The 22,045-nt window shown below is 66.3% G+C and carries 19 protein-coding genes and 3 tRNA genes; 14 read left to right on the top strand and 8 right to left on the bottom strand.

The window, feature by feature from the left end; all coding sequences use genetic code 11:
- Positions 1-99: 99 nt before the first annotated feature.
- Positions 100-172 (bottom strand) — tRNA-Arg (locus tag ACFTSA_RS17165).
- 208 nt (positions 173-380) lie between these two features.
- On the opposite strand from ACFTSA_RS17165, the gene ACFTSA_RS17170 reads away from it, so the two are divergent.
- From ACFTSA_RS17170 to ettA, 3 genes are all read left to right on the top strand, one after another.
- A complete protein-coding gene (locus ACFTSA_RS17170; protein WP_377952809.1) occupies positions 381-950 on the top strand; it encodes a single-stranded DNA-binding protein in 570 nt (189 codons plus the stop codon).
- Positions 951-1,010: 60 nt separating this feature from the next.
- Positions 1,011-1,601 (top strand): DUF6993 domain-containing protein, encoded by a 591-nt coding sequence (locus ACFTSA_RS17175; RefSeq protein WP_377952923.1) that lies wholly within the window; start codon positions 1,011-1,013, stop codon positions 1,599-1,601.
- A 61-nt stretch (positions 1,602-1,662) separates the two neighbouring features.
- Positions 1,663-3,345, top strand: coding sequence for an energy-dependent translational throttle protein EttA (gene ettA, locus ACFTSA_RS17180; protein ID WP_377952811.1), 1,683 nt, complete (start codon positions 1,663-1,665; stop codon positions 3,343-3,345).
- Positions 3,346-3,449: 104 nt separating this feature from the next.
- Here ettA and ACFTSA_RS17185 read toward each other — a convergent pair whose 3' ends face one another.
- On the bottom strand, positions 3,450-4,421 hold the full coding sequence (locus tag ACFTSA_RS17185; protein WP_377952812.1) for an acyl-CoA thioesterase: 972 nt from the start codon (positions 4,419-4,421) through the stop codon (positions 3,450-3,452).
- Between the two features lie 63 nt (positions 4,422-4,484).
- Between ACFTSA_RS17185 and ACFTSA_RS17190 the strand changes: the two genes are divergently transcribed.
- Entirely contained in the window at positions 4,485-5,147 is a 663-nt protein-coding gene (locus ACFTSA_RS17190) for a hypothetical protein (protein WP_377952813.1), read from the top strand.
- 18 nt (positions 5,148-5,165) lie between these two features.
- Here ACFTSA_RS17190 and ACFTSA_RS17195 read toward each other — a convergent pair whose 3' ends face one another.
- The 4 genes from ACFTSA_RS17195 to pepN form a co-directional block, all read right to left on the bottom strand.
- The gene (locus ACFTSA_RS17195) at positions 5,166-5,639 is read right to left on the bottom strand and encodes a globin (protein ID WP_377952814.1); all 474 of its coding nucleotides are present in this window, start codon (positions 5,637-5,639) and stop codon (positions 5,166-5,168) included.
- A 2-nt stretch (positions 5,640-5,641) separates the two neighbouring features.
- Positions 5,642-6,301, bottom strand: coding sequence for a mechanosensitive ion channel family protein (locus ACFTSA_RS17200; protein WP_377952815.1), 660 nt, complete (start codon positions 6,299-6,301; stop codon positions 5,642-5,644).
- A 107-nt stretch (positions 6,302-6,408) separates the two neighbouring features.
- Positions 6,409-6,888, bottom strand: coding sequence for an OsmC family protein (locus ACFTSA_RS17205; protein WP_377952817.1), 480 nt, complete (start codon positions 6,886-6,888; stop codon positions 6,409-6,411).
- 3 nt (positions 6,889-6,891) lie between these two features.
- A complete protein-coding gene (pepN, locus tag ACFTSA_RS17210; RefSeq protein ID WP_377952818.1) occupies positions 6,892-9,444 on the bottom strand; it encodes an aminopeptidase N in 2,553 nt (850 codons plus the stop codon).
- A gap of 212 nt (positions 9,445-9,656) precedes the next feature.
- On the opposite strand from pepN, the gene ACFTSA_RS17215 reads away from it, so the two are divergent.
- The 4 genes from ACFTSA_RS17215 to ACFTSA_RS17230 all read left to right on the top strand — a co-directional run bounded on the left by ACFTSA_RS17215 (position 9,657) and on the right by ACFTSA_RS17230 (position 13,417).
- Positions 9,657-10,670, top strand: a complete 1,014-nt coding sequence (locus tag ACFTSA_RS17215) for a hypothetical protein (RefSeq protein WP_377952820.1) — start codon at positions 9,657-9,659, stop codon at positions 10,668-10,670.
- 140 nt (positions 10,671-10,810) lie between these two features.
- Positions 10,811-11,305, top strand: a complete 495-nt coding sequence (locus ACFTSA_RS17220; protein WP_377952821.1) for a ribose-5-phosphate isomerase — start codon at positions 10,811-10,813, stop codon at positions 11,303-11,305.
- Positions 11,305-12,234, top strand: a complete 930-nt coding sequence (locus tag ACFTSA_RS17225) for an Fpg/Nei family DNA glycosylase (RefSeq protein WP_377952822.1) — start codon at positions 11,305-11,307, stop codon at positions 12,232-12,234. The genes ACFTSA_RS17220 and ACFTSA_RS17225 overlap by 1 nt, the downstream gene beginning before the upstream one ends.
- A gap of 25 nt (positions 12,235-12,259) precedes the next feature.
- Positions 12,260-13,417 carry a winged helix DNA-binding domain-containing protein gene (locus tag ACFTSA_RS17230; RefSeq protein WP_377952823.1) on the top strand — a complete coding sequence of 386 codons (1,158 nt, stop codon included), beginning with the start codon at positions 12,260-12,262 and terminating at the stop codon, positions 13,415-13,417.
- A gap of 74 nt (positions 13,418-13,491) precedes the next feature.
- On the opposite strand, the gene ACFTSA_RS17235 is transcribed toward ACFTSA_RS17230, so the two are convergent.
- Positions 13,492-13,565 (bottom strand) — tRNA-Gly (locus ACFTSA_RS17235).
- 154 nt (positions 13,566-13,719) lie between these two features.
- Between ACFTSA_RS17235 and ACFTSA_RS17240 the strand changes: the two genes are divergently transcribed.
- The 6 genes from ACFTSA_RS17240 (at position 13,720) to ACFTSA_RS17265 (ending at position 19,065) form a co-directional block, all read left to right on the top strand.
- Positions 13,720-13,794, top strand: a tRNA-Pro gene (locus ACFTSA_RS17240).
- 79 nt (positions 13,795-13,873) lie between these two features.
- The gene (gene tig / locus ACFTSA_RS17245; RefSeq protein WP_377952824.1) at positions 13,874-15,265 is read left to right on the top strand and encodes a trigger factor; all 1,392 of its coding nucleotides are present in this window, start codon (positions 13,874-13,876) and stop codon (positions 15,263-15,265) included.
- Between the two features lie 243 nt (positions 15,266-15,508).
- On the top strand, positions 15,509-16,123 hold the full coding sequence (locus tag ACFTSA_RS17250; RefSeq protein ID WP_003803391.1) for an ATP-dependent Clp protease proteolytic subunit: 615 nt from the start codon (positions 15,509-15,511) through the stop codon (positions 16,121-16,123).
- 38 nt (positions 16,124-16,161) lie between these two features.
- Positions 16,162-16,821, top strand: a complete 660-nt coding sequence (locus ACFTSA_RS17255) for an ATP-dependent Clp protease proteolytic subunit (RefSeq protein WP_377952825.1) — start codon at positions 16,162-16,164, stop codon at positions 16,819-16,821.
- 223 nt (positions 16,822-17,044) lie between these two features.
- Entirely contained in the window at positions 17,045-18,331 is a 1,287-nt protein-coding gene (clpX, locus tag ACFTSA_RS17260; RefSeq protein ID WP_377952827.1) for an ATP-dependent Clp protease ATP-binding subunit ClpX, read from the top strand.
- Positions 18,332-18,450: 119 nt separating this feature from the next.
- The gene (locus ACFTSA_RS17265; protein ID WP_377952828.1) at positions 18,451-19,065 is read left to right on the top strand and encodes a DsbA family protein; all 615 of its coding nucleotides are present in this window, start codon (positions 18,451-18,453) and stop codon (positions 19,063-19,065) included.
- Between the two features lie 338 nt (positions 19,066-19,403).
- Here the strand turns inward: ACFTSA_RS17265 and valS are convergent, their stop codons facing one another.
- Entirely contained in the window at positions 19,404-22,025 is a 2,622-nt protein-coding gene (gene valS, locus ACFTSA_RS17270) for a valine--tRNA ligase (RefSeq protein WP_377952829.1), read from the bottom strand.
- Positions 22,026-22,045 lie beyond the last annotated feature (20 nt).

Genomic DNA, 22,045 nt, shown 5'->3' on the forward strand with positions numbered 1-22,045 from the left:
CCAGAAAAACCCGGCAAAGAAAAACACCCCGGTCCGAAGACCGGGGTGTCACCGATGACTCGACTCATCCGTGAAGGATGTCTCGACTCACCACACGTGCGCCCCAGGAGGGAATCGAACCCCCGACCGGCGGATTAGAAGGCCGCTGCTCTATCCCCTGAGCTACTGGGGCAATGGCTGGCCCGCACATTGCTGGCGCCTAAAAAGTCTACATTGACTTGCGCGCCGCCGCCGTCAGGCACCCGGCTGCTTCACCTGCGCGTTCTCAGCCCCGCCGTCCGGTTTTCCACATACGGAATTTCGCCTCTCGCTGTCCCTAGGCTGCCGGTTGATGCTTGAGATGCCTGCTAGGGCATGACACTTCGAGACAGGACATCAAGATGACCGACACCATTACCGTCCGAGGCTTCGTTGCCACGGAGATCCGCAGTTCCACCACTCCCGGAGGGGTTCCCACCGCCTCATTCCGCCTCGGTTCAGCCGAACGTCGGTTCGACAAGGCCGCCAACGCGTGGGTGGACGGCAACATCAACTGGTTCACCGTCCAGGGATACCGGCAGCTGGCCGGAAACATGGGCTGCAGCATCAAGAAGGGCCAGCGCGTCATCATCGTGGGCAAGCTGAAGATGCGCAGCTGGGAGAAGGAGGGCCGCGTCTACCACGACGCCGAGATCGATGCCGATGCCGTGGGCCACGATCTCAAGTGGGGCACCGCCAACTTCATCCGCAATTCCGGCAACCCGCAGGCGTCTGACGGGTTCGGTTCCGCGAACGGCGACGGCAGCGCATCCGGCCCCTCAGGCCCGGACGACGACGATGCTGATGATGACCGGTTGGACGATGTCGAAACCGGTGACGATGCGGCCGCGGCAGGAATCTTCGTCGATGACGCCGGTGATGAGATGGAGCTCGATCCCGAAACGGGAGAGCTCACCGGAGCTGCCGCCTGAACGCCGGTGGCGTGCGGCGCCGCACCCCCTGGCGGTGCCGCATGGCAGAATGGCAGCGTGATGCGAGCGATGATACTCCGGCGGAACGGGACGTTCCGCGGCAATGCGACTGGTGCCCGGGAAAACGCCCGGAGGGTTGCCGGACGGCTCGCACTGGCGGTTGTGTTGTTGTCGGCGCTGGCCGCCTGCACGGCGACAGGAGACACGGCACCAGGAGAGCAGGCGACCGTGAACCAGGCGGCGGAAGGACAGGCCGCCGGAGAACACGCGGCCGCGCAGCCGGCCGGTACAGCATCAGCTTCAGTGTCGGCAAAGCCTTCGGCAACTGCGGCGGCCAGCAAAGCTCCCGCCGGGGCCACGGCCCCGCTGCAGCGGACCATGACCGACGTCCTGGGACGCGTGGTGGCAGCCAACCCCAAGCCTGCTACGGCGGACATCACCGCGGCGCTCACGGCGGCAGGCGTTCCGGCGCGGAGCCTGGAGGTCTCGGCAGGTCGCACTCCCACCGGACTCGAGGTGGATTCCATGGAAGCGGCGGCGGTCCAGGCGAAGGAATGCGTGATCGGCCAGATCCGCGACGGAAAGGTGACGGTGGCCGTGCTGCCGGCGCTGTCGAACGGGAAGTGCTTCGTAGGCGCCGCGCCCGCCTGAAGCGAATGTCAGGCCTGACGCGAATGTGAGATATGCCCGCCAACCCACTAGATTTGGAACCATGGCGGAATTTATCTACACAATGACCAAGGCCCGAAAGGCTGTTGGCGAAAAACTTATTCTCGACGACGTAAGCATGTCCTTCTTCCCGGGCGCCAAGATTGGTGTTGTTGGCCCCAACGGTGCCGGTAAGTCCACCATCCTGAAAATCATGGCCGGCCTGGACACACCCTCAAACGGCGAAGCCCGGCTGAGCCCCGGCTACAGCGTTGGCATCCTGCTGCAGGAACCCCCGCTGAACGAGGAGAAGACTGTCCTGGGCAACGTCCAGGAAGGCGTAGGCGAGATCTACGGCAAGATCCAGCGCTTCAACGAAATCTCCGAGGAGATGGCCAGCCCGGACGCGGACTACGACTCGCTCCTCGAGGAGATGGGCCACCTGCAGGAGGCCATCGACTCCGCCGACGCGTGGGACCTTGACTCCCAGCTCGAGCAGGCCATGGACGCCCTCCGCTGCCCGCCGGCCGACGCGGATGTCACCCTGCTCTCCGGTGGTGAGCGCCGCCGTGTGGCCCTCTGCAAGCTGCTCCTGCAGAAGCCGGACCTGCTGCTGCTTGACGAGCCAACGAACCACCTCGACGCCGAGAGCGTGCTGTGGCTGGAACAGCACCTCTCCACCTACGAGGGCGCCGTTCTCGCCGTCACCCACGACCGGTACTTCCTGGACCACGTCGCGGAATGGATCGCCGAGGTCGACCGCGGCCACCTGTACCCGTACGAGGGCAACTACTCCACCTACCTGGAGAAGAAGCGCGCCCGCCTGGAAATCCAGGGCAAGAAGGACGCCAAGCAGGCCAAGCGCCTCGCCGAGGAACTCGAATGGGTCCGCTCCAACGCCAAGGGCCGGCAGACCAAGTCCAAGGCACGTCTTGCCCGCTACGAGGAAATGGCGGCCGAGGCAGACCGCACCCGGAAGTTGGACTTCGAAGAGATCCAGATCCCGCCGGGACCGCGCCTGGGCGGACTGGTCCTGGAGGCCAAGAACCTGCAGAAGGGCTTCGACGACCGCACGCTGATCGACGGCCTGTCCTTCTCCCTGCCGCGCAACGGCATCGTCGGCGTCATCGGCCCGAACGGTGTGGGTAAGTCCACGCTGTTCAAGACCATCGTGGGCCTCGAGCCCCTCGACGGCGGCGAGCTGAAGATCGGTGACTCGGTCAAGATCTCCTACGCCGACCAGAGCCGCGGCGGCATCGACCCCAACAAGACCCTCTGGGAGGTCGTGTCCGACGGCCTGGACTTCATTCAGGTGGGCAACGTTGAAATGCCGTCCCGCGCCTATGTGGCGGCGTTCGGGTTCAAGGGACCGGACCAGCAGAAGAAGGCAGGTGTGCTCTCCGGTGGTGAGCGCAACCGCCTGAACCTGGCGCTGACCCTCAAGCAGGGCGGAAACCTGCTCCTGCTCGACGAGCCGACCAACGACCTCGACGTCGAAACCCTGAGCAGCCTGGAAAACGCGCTGCTGGAGTTCCCCGGCTGCGCCGTCGTGGTCTCCCACGACCGCTGGTTCCTGGACCGGGTGGCCACCCACATCCTCGCCTACGAAGGCGACGAGGAGAACCCGTCGAAGTGGTACTGGTTTGAGGGCAACTTCGAATCCTACGAGGAGAACAAGGTGCAGCGCCTCGGCCCCGACGCCGCCAAGCCGCACCGCGTCACGCACCGCCGCCTGACCCGCGACTAAGCGGGCCGGAGCAGCCAGGCGCTGAGCACAAAAAGGGCCGGCCCCGGTTTGATCTGGTTGAACGGATCAAAACCCGGGGCCGGCCTTTTTCATGCCTGGAGAAGTCAGGCCTTGCGCATCTGGTGCTGCAGGATCTTGGTCTGGACGGCGCCGGCCACCTTGCTCTTGATGTCCGTCGGCACCCGGACCATGCCCTCCTGCGCCACGGATGCCACGTGCAGGCCCTCCCGGTTGAAGATCTTGCCGGTCGCGAGGCCCCGCGCTCCCTGGGCGCTGGGCGATTCCTGCACGTACAGGAGCCACTCGTCCACTCGCACGGGACGGTGCCACCACATGGCGTGGTCCAGGCTCGCCACGCTCATGCCCGGCGTGATCCAGCTCAGCCCGTGCCTGCGGAGGATCGACTCGAGCAGCGTGTAGTCGCTGGCGTAGGCCAGCGCGGCGCGGTGCATGTTGGCGTCGTCCGGCATGGGGCTGAACGTCTTCATCCACACGGCGTTGCGTGCTTCCTTCTTCCCGGTGGCCGCCACATACAGGGCGGGATCCACGTGGCGGATGTCGAAGGGCCGCTCGTACGCCCAGTGCCGGGCGACGGGGTGGTCGAACTTGCCCAGCAGGTCTGCGGTGCTGGGCAGGGTCTCCGGATCGGGGATGCCGGCGGGCATGTCGGACTGGTGCTCAAGGCCGTCGTCGCTGGCCTGGAACGAGGCGATCATCGACAGAATAGGCGTGCCGTCCTGATAGGCGTGCACGCGCCGTGCCGAGAACGAGCGGCCGTCCCGCAGGCGCTGGACCCCGAAGGTGATGGGCTTGTTCGCGTCGCCGGGGCGCAGGAAGTAGCCGTGCATCGAATGGACGGTCCGGTCGCCGTCCACCGTGCGCATTCCCGCGATCAGGGACTGGGCCAGGACCTGGCCGCCGAAGACGCGCTGGTGCGGCTGGCGCTGCGACGGACCCATGAAAATGTCCTCGTCGGTGCGGGCGCCTTCCAGCTCGCCGAGGTCCAGCAGGTCGAGGAGGGAAGTCGTGGGGTCATTCGTGGGCAAGGCCTGCAATCCGGCGTCCGCTTCAGTCATGGTTTGACTCTAGACGGCGCCCCGGCACCGCTCAACCGGGCCTCAGCCGGTAGTGTTCTTAACGTGTCTGATCTCCTTACCCAGTCTTTCCGCTTCGCTGATCCCCGCGACCTCGCCGACCTGAAGACCTTCGTCACCCGCGCCAAGGCCATCGACGACGGCGCTATCCGCCTGCAGGCCGCCGGCACGGTCCTGGCCGCCTACGTCTGCGTGCTTCGGCCCCGGATCCTGGGGGAGTCCACGCCCACGATCCTCGGCCTCCGCACCATGGGGCTGGCAGAACCGTCCGCCGTCGACGTGACCGTTCCGCTTGCGGCCGTCCTGGACCGGCTGGCCCGGGCAGGGGAGAACGACGCCGATCTTCCGGTCCCGCCGTCGGCCGTCACCGAATCGTGGGCCGGCGTGGGCGCGCCGCGCAGCGGCTGGGAACTGGTGGACTCGGTGCCCGACGCCGAACTGCGGCAGGTTGCCGAAGCCGGCATTGCCGAGGTGGCCGGGATCGTTCCGGACAAGCCCGGGGCCCTGATCGTCAACAACGCCCGGGCCGCCGTCTGGGGACGCGGGCTGGAGGAGCGGCACGGGGTGCCGGCCGGAGCGGCGTTCGCCGCCTTCGCCCTGGGGTTCCTGGGCGGGGACGAACAGACGCTCTACCGCTCCGGGCGCTGGTTCCGGCTCAGCGGCAGCCGCGGCCACGTGCTCGCGCGCACGGGCGCAGGCCTGCTGTAGGCCGGGGACGCAACGGCCTTAGCCTTGGGCGTCGGACGGGCTGTTCACCATCGAGAGCGCGGCGCGTTCCATGTAGTCCCAGAGTGTTCCCTCATGCAGCGGCGGCAGGTCCAGGGAGTCGACGGCTGTCCGCATGTGGTGCAGCCAGCGGTCCTTGGCCTCGGGCGTCACCCGGAACGGCATGTGGCGCATCCGCAGCCGGGGGTGGCCGCGTTCCTCGCCATAGGTGGTGGGCCCGCCCCAGTACTGCTCAAGGAACATCAGGAACCGCCGCTTGGCCGGGCCCAGGTCCTCTTCGGGATACATGGGGCGCAGCAGCGGATCGGCGGCCACGCCGTCGTAAAAGACGTCGATCAGCTTCACGAACGTCTCATGGCCGCCAACGGCGTCGTAGAAGTTGTCGGTGTAGCCCGGCTGGCTAAAGGGGTCGTTGCGCATCAGCGGTTTGCGGACGCCCGGCTCCGGCGGGGTGGGGAGGGATGGAATGGTCATGGCTACTCTCCGGCCTTCTGCTGGGGTGCGTGCTCGGCTTCTGCCGAATCGTCGGTCTCGGCGGGCGAGATGTAGTTTCCCTGCGAGCGGTTACCCACGCGAAGGATCTCGCCGTTGCGGAGGTACCAGATGGCGCCGTTCTCGTCGCGGACGCGGGTGATCCTCAGCCCGATGGATTCCACCACGCCCACCACCTCGCTGGTCTCAATGGTGTCGCCGATGCCGTACTGGTCCTCGATGGTGATGAAGATCCCGGCAAGGAAGTCCCTGATCAGCTGCTGCGCGCCAAAACCGATGGCGATACCGAGGATTCCCACGCTGGTGAGCAGCGGCGCCACGTCGACGTCCAGGTTCTTCAGCATGTAGATGCAGGTAATGACTGCGATGACCACGCCGATGCCGCTCTTCAGCAGCGAGCCGATGGTTTGGGCCCGCTGCACGCGCCGTTCATGGTCCAGGGCGCGCAAAGCAGGCGCCACCCAGCGGAAGTGCGGTTTCTTGAACAGTGACGTGCCGTTCGCCACGCGCCGGGTGATCCTGGCGATCAGGAAACTCGCGATCAGCCACAGGACGATTCCTGCGCCGAGGCTGATGGCCACGCCGGCCAGGTCAAGTCCGGTGGGCTCCAGTGAGGCCGAGGGCGTTGTGAACATGCTGTACATCTGCAGGAAGGCTCCTTGCTGCTGTCCGGCGGCGGCCGGTCTCCGCGTTTACCGTGGAGACCGGCTGCTCTTTGGTCGCCTTTAAGCCTAGCGGGGTCTGCCGCTGGCTATGGACTTCCGGCTGTCGTAACTGGAGCGTGCAGGACGGGGAAATTTACGCTACGGGCAATGAAACACACCCTGTTGGCCTCATGGTGCATCTGTTCCGCCAGCGCAATGTGCTCCGGGTCCGCAACCGTCACCTGCGGGCGGAGCGTCACGGTTTCGAACTGGCCGCTGCCGTCGCGGTTCAGCCGCATCATGCCGGTGGCGTTGTCCTCATAGGACAGGACCACCACGCCATGCCTCACTGCTACGTGCAGGAAGGAGAGCATGTGGCACTGCGCCAGCGCTGTCAGCAGCAGCTGCTCGGGGTTGTAACGGGTGCGGTCGCCGTGGAAGGTGGGGTCGGCCGAGCCCTTCAGGACCGGCAGCCCCGGAATCTCGATGTCGTGGTTCCGGGAGTAATCCCGGTACGACGACGTGCCGCTTCCAAGATTGCCGGTCCAGCGGACCGTCAGGGCATAGTGGTGTTCGTCGAGCGCCACGGCCTAGACGTCCGCCGCACGGGCCCGCAGCGCCCGGGCCACGCCGTCGCGGTTTTCCAGCATCATCCGCCGCAGCGCGGCGCTCTCCTCCGGAAGCGACGCCAGGAACTCGTCGGTCCGGTCGACGGTGGCCTGGCTGGTCAGCTGCGCCGGGTACAGTCCCAGTACGATCTGCTGCGCCAGGGCAAAAGTCCGTTCAGCGACGATCCCGGGCACGGCCTCGAAGTACTTCTCCGCGTATGGCTCGAGCAGCGAGGTGTCCAGGACACGGGTGAAGCCGGCCACGGCCGAGGCTTGGATAGCGTTGGAGAGATCGCCCTTGACCACGATCGACTCCCACGCCTGCGCCTTCGCCTCCGGCGTGGGGATGGCAGCCTTCGCCAGGGCTGCCGCGTTCTGGCCGCTGGAGGTGTTGTCCCGTTCCAGTTCGGCGTCGATGCCCGCTTGGCCCAGCCTGCCGCCGGCCACGAGGGCGGCCACGAGCTCCCAGCGAAGGTCCTGGTCCACGGTCAGCCCGGCCAGGGTGGCCGAGCCGTCCAGCAGCCCGGCGACCCGGTCCAGCTGCTCACTGCTGCGGGCCAGGAGGGCGAAGGACTTGATGAACTGCAGCTGGGCGTCGGAGCCGCCCGGCACGTCCGAGGCCAGTTCCCAGAGCCGGTCGACGGCGGCAACGGTGGTGGCTTCGCGGTGCTCCTCGGCAACGTAGAAGGTCAGCGTGGTGGCCAGCTGCCGCAGCTGGACGAGGATCACCGACGAATCAGACTCGGAGGCGATGTTGGCCAGGATCAGGTCGACGTAACCGCGGGCCGGGCTTTCCCCGTCCCTCGCGGCGTCCCAGGCGGAGCCCCACACCAGGGTCCGCGGCAGGCTTTCCCGGAAATCCTTCAGGTGGGCTGTGGCGGTGGCGAGGGACTGCTCATCCAGCCGCACCTTGGCGTAGGCGAGGTCATCGTCGTTGAGCAGGATCAGGTCCGGCCTCTTCAGTCCGGCCAGTTCCGGCACCTCGGTGCGTTCGCCGTCGACGTCCAGCTCCTCACGGTGCACACGCTCCAGCGTGCCTTCGCCGGTGAGGTCATAGAACCCCACCGCCAGGCGGTGCGGGCGGATGGTGGGCTGCTCGGGAAGCGCTGACTGCAGGATGGCGAAGGACGTGATGGTGCCGTCCGCGTCCACCGCCAGCTCTGGCTTGAGCGAGTTCACGCCCGCCGTTTCCAGCCACAGGCGGCCCCACTGGTCCAGGTCGCGTCCGCTGGCCTTCTCCAGCTCGACCATGAGGTCACCCAGCTCGGTGTTCCGCCAGGAATGCTTGGCAAAGTATTCGCGCACGCCGGCCATGAACTTGTCCGGCCCCACCCAGGCCACCAGCTGCCGGAGCACGGAGGCGCCCTTGGCGTAGGTGATGCCGTCGAAGTTCACCTCGACGTCATGCAGGTTGTTGATTTCGGCGAAGATCGGGTGGGTCGTGGGGAGCTGGTCCTGCCGGTAGGCCCACGACTTTTCCACCGAGGCGAACGTGGTCCAGGCGCTCTGGAACTTGGTGTTCTCCACCGCGGCCAGGTGCGACATGTATTCGGCGAAGGATTCGTTGAGCCAGAGGTCGTTCCACCAGCGCATGGTCACGAGGTCGCCGAACCACATGTGGGCCAGTTCGTGCAGCACGGTGATGGCGCGGCGCTCCACCTGCGCCTCCGGGACCTTGCCGCGGAAAACGTAGCCTTCGAGGATGGTGACCGCGCCGGCGTTCTCCATGGCACCGGCGTTGAACTCCGGTACAAACAGCTGGTCGTACTTCTCAAACGGGTAGGGGCAGCCGAACTCTGCCTCGAAGAACTCGAATCCCTGCCGGGTGAGCTCAAAGATGTTGTCCGCGTCCAGGTACTGCATGAGTGACTTGCGGGCGAAGACGCCCAGCGGGACCACACGGCCATCCGAACTGGTGACGTCGCTGCGCACCGACTGGTACGGACCTGCGATCAGCGCGGTGACGTACGAGGAGAGGCGGGGCGTGGGCGGAAAGTCCCAGACCGAGCGGGCGCGGCCGTCGTTCGTCGGTTCAGCCGCAACGGGCTCGGGCGTCGGGGAATTGGAGATGACGTCCCAGTGCGACGGTGCGGTCACACGGAACCGGAACGTGGCCTTGAGGTCGGGCTGCTCAAAGACGGCGAACATCCGGCGCGAGTCAGGCACCTCGAACTGCGTGTACAGGTACACCTCGCCGTCCACGGGGTCCACGAAGCGGTGCAGGCCTTCGCCGGTGTTCATGTAGGGGGCGTCCGCCACGACTGTCAGCTCGTTGTCCGCAGCCAGGTCCGGCAGCTGGATCCGCACGCCGTCGGACACCTCGGCCGGGTCCAGTTCGCGGCCGTTCAGCGTCACGCTGTGGACAGCGTCCGTCACGGCGTCGATGAACGACGACGATCCCGGCGCCGCCGTGAACCTGACGGTGGTGGTGGAACCGAAGACTGTCTCACCCTTCGTCAGGTCCAGGCTGACGTCGTAGGAGTCGACGGCGATCAGGGCGGCGCGCTCGCGTGCTTCGGCGCGGGTCAGGTTCATGCCTGGCAAGGTTGTGCCTCCAGAGGTTGTGGCGGCCGGACCGGCCCGCCGGCTGCTGCGCGCGGGGTTCACGCGCGCGGATGCATCACTGTGAAGCCATTGTTTCATTCCGTCGCCGCTTGGCAAGTTGCGTGGCTCACTTTCAGGGGGCCGGCCCGCGGTTCGCTGCGGGAGCCCTCACGAGCCGGCCGGCGCGGGGGTAGCGTTAAGGCATGGGAAAGATCCTCGATGCTGTGGACACCAAGGCGCTGCGGTTCGCGATCGGCTTCCCAGTGTTGCTTGCCGCGGGGTTCGCGGTCTGTGCCGTGCTGTTGCGGCCGGATCTGCCGGAACCGCTGGCGGTCATGTGGAACAACGACGGCGGTACCGCCTTTGCGCCGTTCCCCGCCTTCGTCGGCTGCGGGGCGGGCCTGATTGTCCTCGTCGGCTGGCTGGTGCTGCTGCAGTCCGTGCCGCTTTCGCGGCCGACCGTGATGCGCCGGATCATGATGGGCGCCGGGCTGACGGTGAGCCTGTTCATCACCACAGTGCTGGCGGCCGCCCTCGTAGGCCAGGCCGGGGTGGCGGACGCCCGGGAGTCCAGTGTGGACGTGATTGTCCTGGCTTCCGGCAGCGGGGCCGCACTTTCCCTGGGGGTCATCATCGGGTTCGTCTTCAAGGCGGACCACCAGTGGACGCCGGAGGATGACCGTGCCCTCCAGCGGGCGCTGGAGCAGGAGCTCGACCCGGACCTGGCCGGGGATTCCCTACGGTTCTGGGTGCATGCCCGCAGCTCCGTCTTTGTCATGATCGCCATCGCCAGCCTGTTTCCCGCTTCGCTGATTGCGATCGTCGTGCCGTGGCTTGGCGCCCTGCTGGTGGCGGCCGCCCTGGTTGGGGCCGCGTTCCTGTTTGCCAGGATCACCGCAGACCGCAGCGGGCTGCGGGTCTTCCTCGCCGGCATCCTCCGCGTCATCGACGTCCCCGCCACCGCCATCTCTGCCGCCCAGCCGGCTGACGTCCGCGCCGCCGACTACGGCGGGTGGGGCTACCGCAACCACGACGGAACCGCGGCCGTGCTCGTCAGCAGCGGCCCCGCCGTCGTTGTCCGCAAGACCGACGGCCACCGCCTCGCCGTTAGCGGCGGAAACCCCGCCTCCGCCGCCCTGCTCGCCGAGGTCCTGACGCGCGTCGCCGCAAGGGCACGCCGCGACACGAGCCCGCCGGACACCCACCCGCCAGCTTAGGGCGACGCGGAAGCGTAACTGCCGCGTAACGGCCCGGGCGGCACCCGAGGGCGGGAGCGCACCGAGTACTCTTGGATCTGTTGATTTGACCTGTACCAGCCCGGCCGCGCCCCGGTGCTCATGACTGAACGGAAGCTACCGTGACAACAAACCCTGCCTTTCCGCGGGTCCACATCGCCACCGACCACGCCGGCATGGAACTGAGTGCCCATCTGGTCAAGCACCTCACAGCGAACGGCTACGACGTGGTGGATCACGGCCCCAAGGAATACGACGCCCTGGATGACTACCCGTCGTTCTGCATCAAGGCGGCGCTCGCAGTGGTGGCGGACCAGGAAGCCGGCGTCCATGCCCTGGGCATCGTGCTGGGCGGATCCGGAAACGGCGAGCAGATCGCGGCCAACAAGGTCAAGGGCGTCCGTGCCGCCCTGGCCTGGAACCACGCCACCGCAACACTGGCCCGCGAGCACAACGACGCCAACGTGGTGGCCGTGGGCGGCCGCCAGCACAGCGTCGAGGAGGCCACGTCCCTGATCGAGGCCTTCCTGCAGGAGCCCTTCAGCAACGACGAGCGGCACGTCCGCCGCATCGGCAAGATCGCCACCTACGAAACCACCGGCGAGATCGTCGAATAGTGCCGGAAGGCCACTCCATACACCGGCTGGCCCGCCAGTTCGGTGACGTGTTCGGCGGCGAGCGGCTGGCTGTCAGCAGCCCCCAGGGCCGCTTCTCCGCCGGCGCCGCCCTGCTGGACGGGCACACCATGGTGCACGCGTCCGCGCACGGCAAGCACCTGTTCCTGCACTTCGAGCACGGGCTGGTGCTGCACGTCCACCTCGGCCTCTACGGGGCCTGGGACTTCGGCGGAGACAGCCAGTTCCGCGGGGCCTCCAGCATCGGCGCGCCCCGCAGGGTGGGGGAGCGGGAGCTGGCCGATGACGGCGGTCCCGCCGATGTCACCGGGACCACAAGCGGTGCCGCCCCGGCCGGGTACGCCGGGCCGCCGGCGCCGGTCGGCGCCGTGCGGGTGCGGCTGGTGAGTGACCACGGCTGGGCCGACCTCCGCGGCGCCACCACGTGCGCCGCCATCACCGACGCCGAGGCGGCAGCAGTGCTGGACAGGCTCGGCCCCGATCCGCTGCACAACACCGGCGGCAGCCGGGACGACTTCATCCGGCGCATCCTGGCAAAACGGACACCGCTGGCCACGCTGCTGATGGACCAGAAGGTGATTGCCGGCGTCGGGAACGTCTACCGGGCTGAAGTGCTGTTCCGCGGCAGGATCGACCCCCTGCTTCCCGGCCGCGCGCTCGGCGAGGACGCCGCCGGCCTCCTCTGGGACGACACGGCGGCGGTGATGGCCGACGGCGTCCGCGACGGGCGGATCATCACCACCACCGACGGTTTCTGGACCCGGAGCGATCAGCTGCCGCCGGGGGAGGAGGCGCACTTTGTCTACCGGCGCCACGGCCAGCCCTGCCGCGTCTGCGGTGCCCCGGTTGCCCTGGCCGAGCACGCCGCCCGCAAACTGTACTGGTGCCCGTCCTGCCAGCAGCCCGCCTGAGCCGGCTTTCAGTGAGTGACCTGCGGTGACCGACGGGCCTGAACGGGAGTATTCGTGGGCGCAGGTCTCTGCCCGGCGCCTGGAGCGCCAGTGGCTCGCGGCCCCTTCGCAGGCCGGCTCCCCGTCCGACATCGTGCGGGCCATGTGTGGCGCGCACGCCCAGGTGATGACGGCGGCCGAGCTGTCCGTGGGGATGCGGAGCACCGTGCTGTCCCGTGCGGACGTGCGCAGCTCCCTCCGGGAGGACGGAACCCTGGTCAGGACCTTCGGGCCGCGGGGCACAGTGCATCTGCTGCCGGCATCCGACCTGTCCCTGTGGACCGGGGCGCTGGGTGCCATGCCGCCCAACCCGGCCCTGGGACAGTTCCTGACGCCTGCCCAGACGGACGAGGTCGTGGCTGCCATTGCAGATGCGTTGCGGGCAGCCGAGCTGACCGTGGACGAACTCACTGACGCCATCGCCGCCAGAGCCGGGTCCTGGGCGGCTGAGCCGGTGATGCCCGCGTTCCAGGCCATGTGGCCGCGCTGTCGCGCGGCGATGGGCACCGCGGGATTCCGCGGAGCGCTGTGCTTTGGGGCCGGCAGGGGCAGGGCAGCGACCTATCTGAGCCCCGGGCAGCTGGCTCCCGGCTTCCGTCCCGCCGAAGCCGGGACGGCACTCGGCTGGCTGCTCCGGAGCTACCTGCAGGCGTACGGACCCGCTACGCCGCCCAACTTTGCCCGGTGGCTGGGAGTTCCGCACGGGTGGGCCGCAGGCCTCTTTGGCGACCATCGCGAAGATCTGGCCCCGGTCACCGTGGAAGGCTCGCCGGCCTGGGTGCTGCGGGACGACGCCGCGGCCATCACGACGGAACCGTCGGGCGTCAGGCTTCTTCCCTACTTCGATGCCTACGTGGTGGCCGGCCAGCCCCGGGAGCGGCTGTTCCCCGGCGAGGCAAGCACCCGTGCCCTTGCCCGGGGGCAGGCAGGGAACTATCCCGTCATACTTGTCGACGGCGTCGTCCGCGGACTGTGGCACCACCGCCGTTCCGGAAAGAAACTTGAGATCACCGCCGAACTGTTCGGTCCGGCGGCGTCATCGCGGCTGGAGGAGCTAAGGCAGCAGGCCGAGCGGATGGGCCGGTTCCTGGAATCCGAAGTCCGCGTCACCCTCGGCAGGGTGGACGTCGGGGGCCACGCCTAAGCAGGGCCGGTTGCGGGCATGGTCAGGAGCGGCTTAACGCGAAAGAGGCCCCTCATCGAGGGGCCTCTTTCAGGTGGAGGGGACGACGGGAATCGAACCCGCGTAATCAGTTTGGAAGACTGAGGCTTTACCATTAAGCTACGTCCCCGGAGGAAAGCTCTGCGGCGCCGGCTTTTGGGGGCGCGTGCCTTTGGGCTCTTCTTCGGCGGCTGTTCAAGCCGGATATAACTAAACCTAATTCATGCCCCAAGTGTCAAATGTGCATTCGCGGCAGGGATGAACGTAGACTGTCCTGTGCATTACGGGGTGTAGCTCAGCTTGGCTAGAGCACCTGCTTTGGGAGCAGGAAGTCGCAGGTTCAAATCCTGTCACCCCGACTCTGCGGCCCGGGCCCCAGGCCTGGTCACAACAACGCGTTTGCAGAAACCATCCAACAAAACCAGGAGTACTTAGACCGTGAAGAGCGCTGTCGAGAACCTCACCCCCACGCGGGTCAAGCTCAATGTTGAGGTCCCCTTTGAGGAATTGAAGCCCAGCATCGACGAGGCATACAAGACTGTTGCTTCGCAGATCCAGGTTCCTGGCTTCCGGAAGGGCAAGGTTCCCGCCAAGCTGATCGACCAGCGCGTCGGCCGCGGCTACGTCCTGGAGACCGCCATCAACGAGGGCCTCAACGGCTGGTACCAGGCTGCTGTCCAGGAATCCGGCATCCGCCCCCTGAGCCGTCCCGAGGTTGAAATCACCGAGGTTCCGGACCCCACCGCCACCGACGGCGAGCTGAAGTTCCAGGCCGAGGTTGACGTCCGCCCCGAGATCGAACTGCCCGACTACGCCGGCATCAAGGTCGAGGTTGCCGCAGCCGAATCCTCCGAGGCCGACGTCGACAAGGCCCTGGACGAACTGCGTGGCCGCTTCGGCACGCTCAAGACCGTTGAGCGCCCGGCCGCCGACGGTGACTTCCTGAGCATCGACATCACGGCCAGCATCGACGGCGCCGAGGTCGACTCCGCCTCCGGTCTGTCCTACCAGGTTGGCGCTGGCACCATGCTCGAGGGCATGGACGAGGCCGTCACCGGCCTGAGCGCTGACGAGGACGCCATCTTCGACACCACCCTCGTGGGCGGCGAGCACGCCGGCGAATCGGCCCAGGTCAAGGTTGTCGTCAAGTCCGTCAAGGAACGCGAGCTGCCCGAGGCGAACGACGACTTCGCCCAGCTGGCTTCCGAGTTCGACACCCTGGCCGAACTGCGCGAGGACCTCGCCAAGCAGGCAGCCGACTCCAAGGTCGTCGAGCAGGGCGTCGAAGCCCGCGACAAGGTCCTGGACAAGCTCGTCGAGCTGGTTGAGGTTCCGGTTCCGGACTCCGTCGTCGAAGAGCAGCTCGAGCAGCACTTCAAGGCAGAGAACTCCCACGGTGAAGGCGAACACGACACCGAAGAGCACCGTGCCGAGGTCAAGGCCAACACCGAGCGCGCCTTCCAGAACGAGATCATCCTCGACGCCATCGCCGAGAAGGAAGAAGTGGGCGTCAGCCAGAACGAGCTGATCGACTACATCGTCACCACCGCCAGCCAGTACGGCATGGACCCGAACCAGTTCGCCCAGATCATCGACCAGAGCGGCCAGGTTCCCATGATGGTTTCCGAGGTCCGCCGCCGCAAGGCGCTGGCCGTCGTCCTGGGCCAGGCCGAGGTCACCGACTCCGAGGGCAACAAGGTTGACCTGAGCGACTTCGTCCGCCCGGGCGGCGAAGAGGCTCCGGCCGTCGAAGCCGAAGCAGAAACCGAAGCCGATGAGGTTGCCGGCGAGACCGTCGCGAACGACGATCCCGCGGCCGTGAAGTTCTAGCAGCTGCACGCATCAGTGACGCCAGCCCCCGGGTCCTCGGATCCGGGGGCTGGCGCGTTAACGGCCGGTGTACGGCTCCCGCGGGCAATGGTGCGCCGTCAGCGAACAGCGCGATTCCGACGAACAAATCCGCTCCGAAAGCGGTTAGTGTCCAAGTAGTGAAGTTCAGTGATGTCGAACCGTAACGTCACCGTCACCAGCGAGAGGTAAGTACAAATGTCACAGCAAGCAGCGGCCCCCCGCATGGCAACCGTCGATCCTGCAGCCCAGGACAACTACATCTACAACCGCCTGCTGAAAGAGCGCATCATCTGGCTTGGCTCCGAGGTCCGCGACGAGAACGCGAACGCCATCTGCTCACAGCTGCTGCTGCTTTCCGCCGAGGATCCCAACAAGGACATCTACCTCTACATCAACTCGCCCGGCGGCTCGGTGACGGCCGGCATGGCTATCTACGACACCATGCAGTTCATCCCCAATGACGTCGTGACCGTCGCCACCGGCCTGGCTGCCTCCATGGGACAGTTCCTGCTGTCCTCCGGCACCAAGGGCAAGCGCTACGCCACCCCGAACGCCCGCATCCTGATGCACCAGCCTTCAGGCGGCATCGGCGGCACGGCATCGGACATCAAGATCCAGGCCGAGCTGATCCTCCACATGAAGAAGGTCATGGCTGAGCTCACGGCGGACCAGACCGGCCAGACCGTGGAAACCATCCTCAAGGACAACGACCGCGACAAGTGGTTCACGGCCACCGAAGCGCTCGAATACGGCTTCTTCGACAAGATCTCGGCCCACGCAGGTTCCGTCGCCGGCGGCGGCGGAACCCAGAACGCTTCATCCAACGGCCAGAGCTAACCGGCAGCAAGACAGAACTGAATCCAGGAGCAATGAACATGAACTACAATTTCGGATCGTCTGCCGGTAACCTGCCGACAAGCCGCTACGTTCTGCCGCAGTTTGAGGAGCGCACGCCGTACGGCTTCAAGCGTCAGGACCCCTACACCAAGCTCTTCGAGGACCGCATCATCTTCCTTGGCGTCCAGGTCGACGACGCCTCCGCCGATGACATCATGGCGCAGCTGCTGGTGCTGGAGTCCACGGACCCGGACCGCGACATCACCATCTACATCAACTCGCCAGGCGGCTCCTTCACCGCCATGACCGCGATCTACGACACCATGCAGTACATCCGCCCCGAGATCCAGACCGTGTGCCTGGGCCAGGCGGCAAGTGCCGCGGCCGTGCTGCTGGCCGCGGGCACGCCGGGCAAGCGGCTCGCACTGCCCAACGCCCGCGTCCTGATCCACCAGCCGGCGCTGTCCGGCGGCCAGGGCGGTCAGGCATCCGACCTGGAGATCCAGGCCGCTGAAGTGATGCGCATGCGGACCTGGCTGGAGGAAACCCTGGCCAAGCACTCCGGCCGCACTCCGGAACAGGTCAACAACGACATCGAGCGTGACAAGATCCTCACCGCCGCCGAGGCGCAGGACTACGGCCTGATCGACCAGGTCCTCGATTCCCGCAAGATCAAGCCCCAGGCGCTGGCCCGCTAGATACAGGCGCCCGCCCGCCGAATACTGGCACATGTCGGGCAAACAGCAGTAACGGACGCCGGTGGGGTTTAGATTTTTGAACCGCACCGGCGTCCGGTTTCCACCCCTCGGGCCGAATGTGACCTAGAGTGGATGTAATCATTGCCGGATCCGCGAGGTAAGGCCGTGATTCCAGCAACCGGAGCAAAGCTGCCCTTGCGGCAAGATACTAAGGGGTTCACATATGGCTCGGATTGGCGAGAGCGCGGATCTGCTCAAGTGCTCTTTCTGTGGCAAGAGCCAGAAGCAGGTGCGCAAGCTCATTGCCGGGCCTGGCGTCTATATCTGCGACGAGTGCATCGAGCTCTGTAACGAGATCATCGAGGAAGAGCTCGCAGAGGTCGCCGATCTGGGGAGTTTCGAACTCCCCAAGCCCCGCGAGATCTTTGACTTCCTGCAGGAATACGTCATTGGCCAGGAACCGGCCAAGCGTTCGCTGGCCGTCGCAGTCTACAACCACTACAAGCGGATCCAGGCCGGCCATGCGCCCAAGAGCGGCACACTGGCCGACGGGGTCCACCACGACGACGTTGAGATCGCGAAATCCAACATTCTCCTGATTGGCCCCACCGGCTGCGGGAAGACCTATCTTGCACAGACCCTGGCGCGCCGGCTGAACGTCCCCTTCGCCGTCGCCGACGCCACCGCCCTGACCGAAGCCGGGTATGTGGGCGAGGACGTGGAGAACATCCTCCTCAAGCTCATCCAGGCCGCCGACTACGACGTCAAGAAGGCCGAACAGGGCATCATCTACATCGACGAGATCGACAAGATCTCGCGCAAGAGCGAAAACCCCTCCATCACCCGCGACGTTTCGGGCGAGGGTGTGCAGCAGGCGCTGCTGAAAATCCTTGAAGGCACGGTCGCCTCAGTTCCGCCGCAGGGCGGCCGCAAGCACCCGCACCAGGAATTCATCCAGATCGACACCACCAACGTCCTCTTCATCGTGGCCGGCGCCTTCGCCGGCCTGGAGGACATCATCGGTTCCCGCTCCGGCCGCAAGGGTATCGGCTTCGGTGCGCCGCTGAACGAGGTCAAGAACACCGACTCATACGGCGAAGTGATGCCGGAAGACCTGCTCAAGTTCGGGCTCATTCCTGAGTTCATCGGCCGGCTGCCGGTCATCACCACGGTGTCCAACCTTGACCGTCCCGCCCTGATCCAGATCCTGTCCACGCCCAAGAACGCCCTGGTCAAGCAGTACCAGAAGATGTTCCAGCTGGACGGGGTGGAGCTGGCGTTCGACGACGCCGCCCTGGACCTGATTGCAGACCAGGCGCTGGAGCGGGGAACCGGAGCCCGCGGACTGCGCGCCATCATGGAGGAAGTCCTCCTCCCCGTCATGTTCGACCTGCCCAGCAGGGACGACATCGCGAGCGTGGTCATCACCGCCGACGTGGTGGCCAAGAAGGCCCAGCCCACCATGATCACGCACGACGTCGTGGCTAAACGCCGGAACAAGTCCGCCTAATCGGACTGAATTGGGCTGGTCGGAATAAATCCACCCGGTCCGACGCTGTCCCTGAAGCGTGCCCGGCGAGTGTGTTAGCGGCGCGCCACACCCCGAAGACTTCCCTGAGGAGATTTGCTGTGTCTGAAACCGCTGCCGACAAGGCCGACTTCTGGTTCGACCCGCTTTGCCCGTTCGCCTGGATCACCTCCCGCTGGATCGGTGAGGTGGAAACCGTCCGCAACATCAAGACGGAGTGGCACGTCATGAGCCTGTCTGTGCTGAATGAAGGACGCGACCTCGATCCGAAGTACCGCGAAGCCATGGACAAGGCCTGGGGACCGGTGAGGGTCATCACCGCCGCCCAGGAACAGCACGGCGACCACGTGGTCAAGCCGCTGTACGACGCCATGGGATCGCAGATCCACGACGGCGGCCAGAAGGATTTCTCGATCGTCATCAGCAAGGCCCTCGCCGACTGCGGCCTCCCGGCCGAACTGGCAGCCGTCGCCGACTCCGACGAGTACGATGCCCAGCTTCGGGCCAGTCACGAAAAGGGCATCTCCCTGGTCGGCCAGGACGTGGGAACCCCCGTGGTGGCCTTCAACGGCACCGCCTTCTTCGGACCCGTGCTCACCCGCATTCCGCGGGGAGAGGAAGCCGGGAAAATCTGGGACGCGTCGGTGACCCTCGCGGCCTACCCGCACTTCTTTGAGATCAAGCGCAGCCGGACCGAAAGCCCCGCATTCGACTGATCTGCGCATTCGACTGATCGTTCGGAGCCCCGGCAGAACTACATGAGAGTAGTTCTGCCGGGGCTCTTGCGCATCCGGAACCGGAGGACAAATATAGAACTTACCCACTTCGAAAGAAGTGAGACGCAAGAACCAAAGATTCAGTGACATGCTTCCAACGCAGCCTTCGGCAAAGTTAGAAGCAGGCTACCGGTGACAAGGTAGGAAGACCTGAAACTTCTGAGGATCTTGCCAGACTGTCAAAGATGTCACCAGACAGCCGAAAAGTCGAAGCCCCACCAACGGCAAAACGCTGATGGGGCTTCCCCTTTGCCCAGATAGATCCGGGCCCCTTCGAATCAGGCCTGTGCCGGCTCCTCGGCCGGGGCCAGCTGCACGTCACTGACCGTGAGCTCGCCCTCGCCGGTGGTGAGCGCGATGTCCTGGGCGTTGGCCGCGGCCTTGAGGTCCCCGAGCCCTGCCTGGAGCTGGGCCACGAGCGCCTCAGTCGCAGTGATGGTCGCCGAGAGCACCTCCGTGCGCTGCTTGACCTTGGCCTCGGACTTGGCCTTCCGGATGCCGCTGAGCGCGATGCCTACGGTGCCCAGCATGCCGGTGTCGCCGTCGGTGATCTCCATCGGCGCCGGCCAGGCGGCGCGGTGCACGGAACCGGTCCGCCACCAGCCCCAGACCTCTTCGGTGGCGAAGGGCAGGAACGGCGCGAAGAGGCGCAGCAGCGAATCCAGCGTGGTGGCCAGGGCGGCGAGCACGGAAGCCTGCTCAGCCTCGCCGGCGGCCCCGTAAGCGCGGTCCTTGATCAGTTCAACGTAGTCGTCGGTGAACTGCCAGAAGAACGATTCGCTGATCTGCAGCGCCCGGGCGTAGTCGTAGTTGTCGAAAGCCTTGGTGGCCTGGGCCACGACGTCGGAGAGCTGGGCCAACAGCGCACGGTCCAAGGGGTTGGTCAGGACGGACAGGTCCGTGGTAACCACCGAGTTCTCCGTGGCGCCAAGGTTCAGGACGAACTTCGAGGCGTTCAGCAGCTTGATAGCCAGGCGGCGGCCGATCTTCATCTGCGCGATCTCGTAGGCGGTGTCGGCGCCCAGGCGCGCGGAGGCTGCCCAGTAGCGGACGGCGTCGGAGCCGTACTCGTTCAGCACATCGGTCGGCACCACCACATTGCCTTTGGACTTGGACATCTTCTTGCGGTCCGGGTCCAGGATCCAGCCGGAGATGGCCGCGTGCTTCCAGGGTGCGACATCCTGCAGGGCGTCTGCACGGACGACGGAGGAGAACAGCCAGGTGCGGATGATGTCGTGTCCCTGCGGGCGCAGGTCGAACGGGAACACCTTGGCGAACAGGTCCTCGTCCCGGCTCCAGCCGCCCACGATCTGCGGGGTCAGGGAGGAGGTGGCCCAGGTGTCCAGCACGTCAGCGTCACCGGTGAAGCCGTTGGGCTGGTCGCGCTGGGATTCGTCGTAGCCCGGTGCGGCGTCGGCCGCAGGGTCCACCGGCAGCTGGTCGTCGGATGGCAGGACAGGGTTGTCGTAGTCCGGGTTGCCCTGGGCGTCCAGCGGGTACCAGACCGGGATCGGCACGCCGAAGAAGCGCTGGCGGGAGACGAGCCAGTCGCCGTTGAGGCCGGCAATCCAGTTCTCGTAGCGGGAGCGCATGAAGGACGGGTGGAAGTCGATGTCGTGGCCGCGGCCGATCAGGCGTTCGCGGCGGTCCTCGTCGCGGCCGCCGTTGCGGATGTACCACTGCCGGGACGTGACCACCTCGAGGGGCTTGTCACCCTTTTCGAAGAAGTTCACGGGGTGGGTGATCTTCTTGGGTTCGCCGTCGAGCAGGTGGGCTGCGGTGAGCAGCTCCACCACGGCTTCCTTGGCGGAGAAGACCGTCTTGCCCGCGATGGCGGCGTAGGCTTCGCGGCCGGCGTCCGTGGTGATCCATTCCGGAGTCTCGGCGAGGATGCGTCCGTCGCGGCCCACGATCGCGCGGGTGGGGAGCTGGAGTTCGCGCCACCAGGTGACGTCGGTCAGGTCACCGAAGGTGCAGACCATCGCGATGCCCGAGCCCTTGTCCGCCTTGGCCAGCGGGTGGGCCTTGACTTCCAGTTCGACGTCGAACAGGGGGGACGTCACTGTCTTGCCGAACAGCGGCTGGTACCGCTCGTCGTCGGGGTTCGCCACCAGGGCGGCGCAGGCCGCGAGAAGTTCGGGGCGGGTGGTCTCGATGTAGATCTTCTCGCCGTCGGCGGTGAAGAACGGGTAGCGGTAGTACGCGCCCGGCACCTCGCGGTCCTCAAGCTCGGCCTGGGCCACGGCGGTGCGGAACGTGACGTCCCAGAGCGTGGGGGCCTCGGCCATATAGGCGTCGCCGGCGGCCAGGTTCGCGAGGAACGCGCGCTGGGAGACGGCCCGGGAGGTGTCGTCGATGGTGCGGTAGGTGAGGTTCCAGTCGACGGACAGGCCAAGCGTCTGGAACAGGTTCTCGAAGACCTTTTCGTCCTCGACGGCCAGCTCTTCGCACAGTTCGATGAAGTTCTGGCGGGAGACGACGTCGAAGTCCCGCTGGTTCTTCGCCGGTTGTGCCGGCGGCTGGTAATCCGGGTTGTACGGGATGGCGGGATCGCAGCGGACACCGTAGTAGTTCTGGACGCGGCGCTCGGTGGGCAGGCCGTTGTCGTCCCAGCCCATGGGGTAGAAGACGTTCTTGCCGGTCATGCGCATGTAGCGGGCCTGCACGTCGGTCTGCGTGAAGGAGAACATGTGGCCCACGTGGAGGGAACCGGAAGCGGTGGGCGGGGGAGTGTCGATCGAGTAGACCTGCTCCCGGGTGGTATCCGGGTCGAACCGGTAGGTTCCTTCCGCGAGCCAGCGCTGCGTGAGGGCAGCCTCCAGGCCTTCCAGGGCCGGCTTGTCGGGAACGTTGATCGGGGCGGTGGCGGGCGTGTCTGTACCCTGCGTTGATTCAGCCATGGTCCCAATTGTTTCATGCC

Origin of the sequence: Arthrobacter sp. NPDC057013, from assembly GCF_042674585.1 — a bacterium.
Lineage (GTDB): Bacteria > Actinomycetota > Actinomycetes > Actinomycetales > Micrococcaceae > Arthrobacter.

Coding starts and splice junctions, on each gene's coding strand:
- ACFTSA_RS17250 (WP_003803391.1), top strand. CDS start 15,509: ATGGCAACCGTCGATCCTGCAGCCCAGGACAACTACATCTACAACCGC.
- ACFTSA_RS17200 (WP_377952815.1), bottom strand. CDS start 6,301: ATGTACAGCATGTTCACAACGCCCTCGGCCTCACTGGAGCCCACCGGA.
- valS (WP_377952829.1), bottom strand. CDS start 22,025: ATGGCTGAATCAACGCAGGGTACAGACACGCCCGCCACCGCCCCGATC.
- ACFTSA_RS17170 (WP_377952809.1), top strand. CDS start 381: ATGACCGACACCATTACCGTCCGAGGCTTCGTTGCCACGGAGATCCGC.
- ACFTSA_RS17215 (WP_377952820.1), top strand. CDS start 9,657: ATGGGAAAGATCCTCGATGCTGTGGACACCAAGGCGCTGCGGTTCGCG.
- clpX (WP_377952827.1), top strand. CDS start 17,045: ATGGCTCGGATTGGCGAGAGCGCGGATCTGCTCAAGTGCTCTTTCTGT.
- ACFTSA_RS17185 (WP_377952812.1), bottom strand. CDS start 4,421: ATGACTGAAGCGGACGCCGGATTGCAGGCCTTGCCCACGAATGACCCC.
- pepN (WP_377952818.1), bottom strand. CDS start 9,444: ATGAACCTGACCCGCGCCGAAGCACGCGAGCGCGCCGCCCTGATCGCC.
- ettA (WP_377952811.1), top strand. CDS start 1,663: ATGGCGGAATTTATCTACACAATGACCAAGGCCCGAAAGGCTGTTGGC.
- ACFTSA_RS17175 (WP_377952923.1), top strand. CDS start 1,011: ATGCGAGCGATGATACTCCGGCGGAACGGGACGTTCCGCGGCAATGCG.
- ACFTSA_RS17255 (WP_377952825.1), top strand. CDS start 16,162: ATGAACTACAATTTCGGATCGTCTGCCGGTAACCTGCCGACAAGCCGC.
- ACFTSA_RS17195 (WP_377952814.1), bottom strand. CDS start 5,639: ATGACCATTCCATCCCTCCCCACCCCGCCGGAGCCGGGCGTCCGCAAA.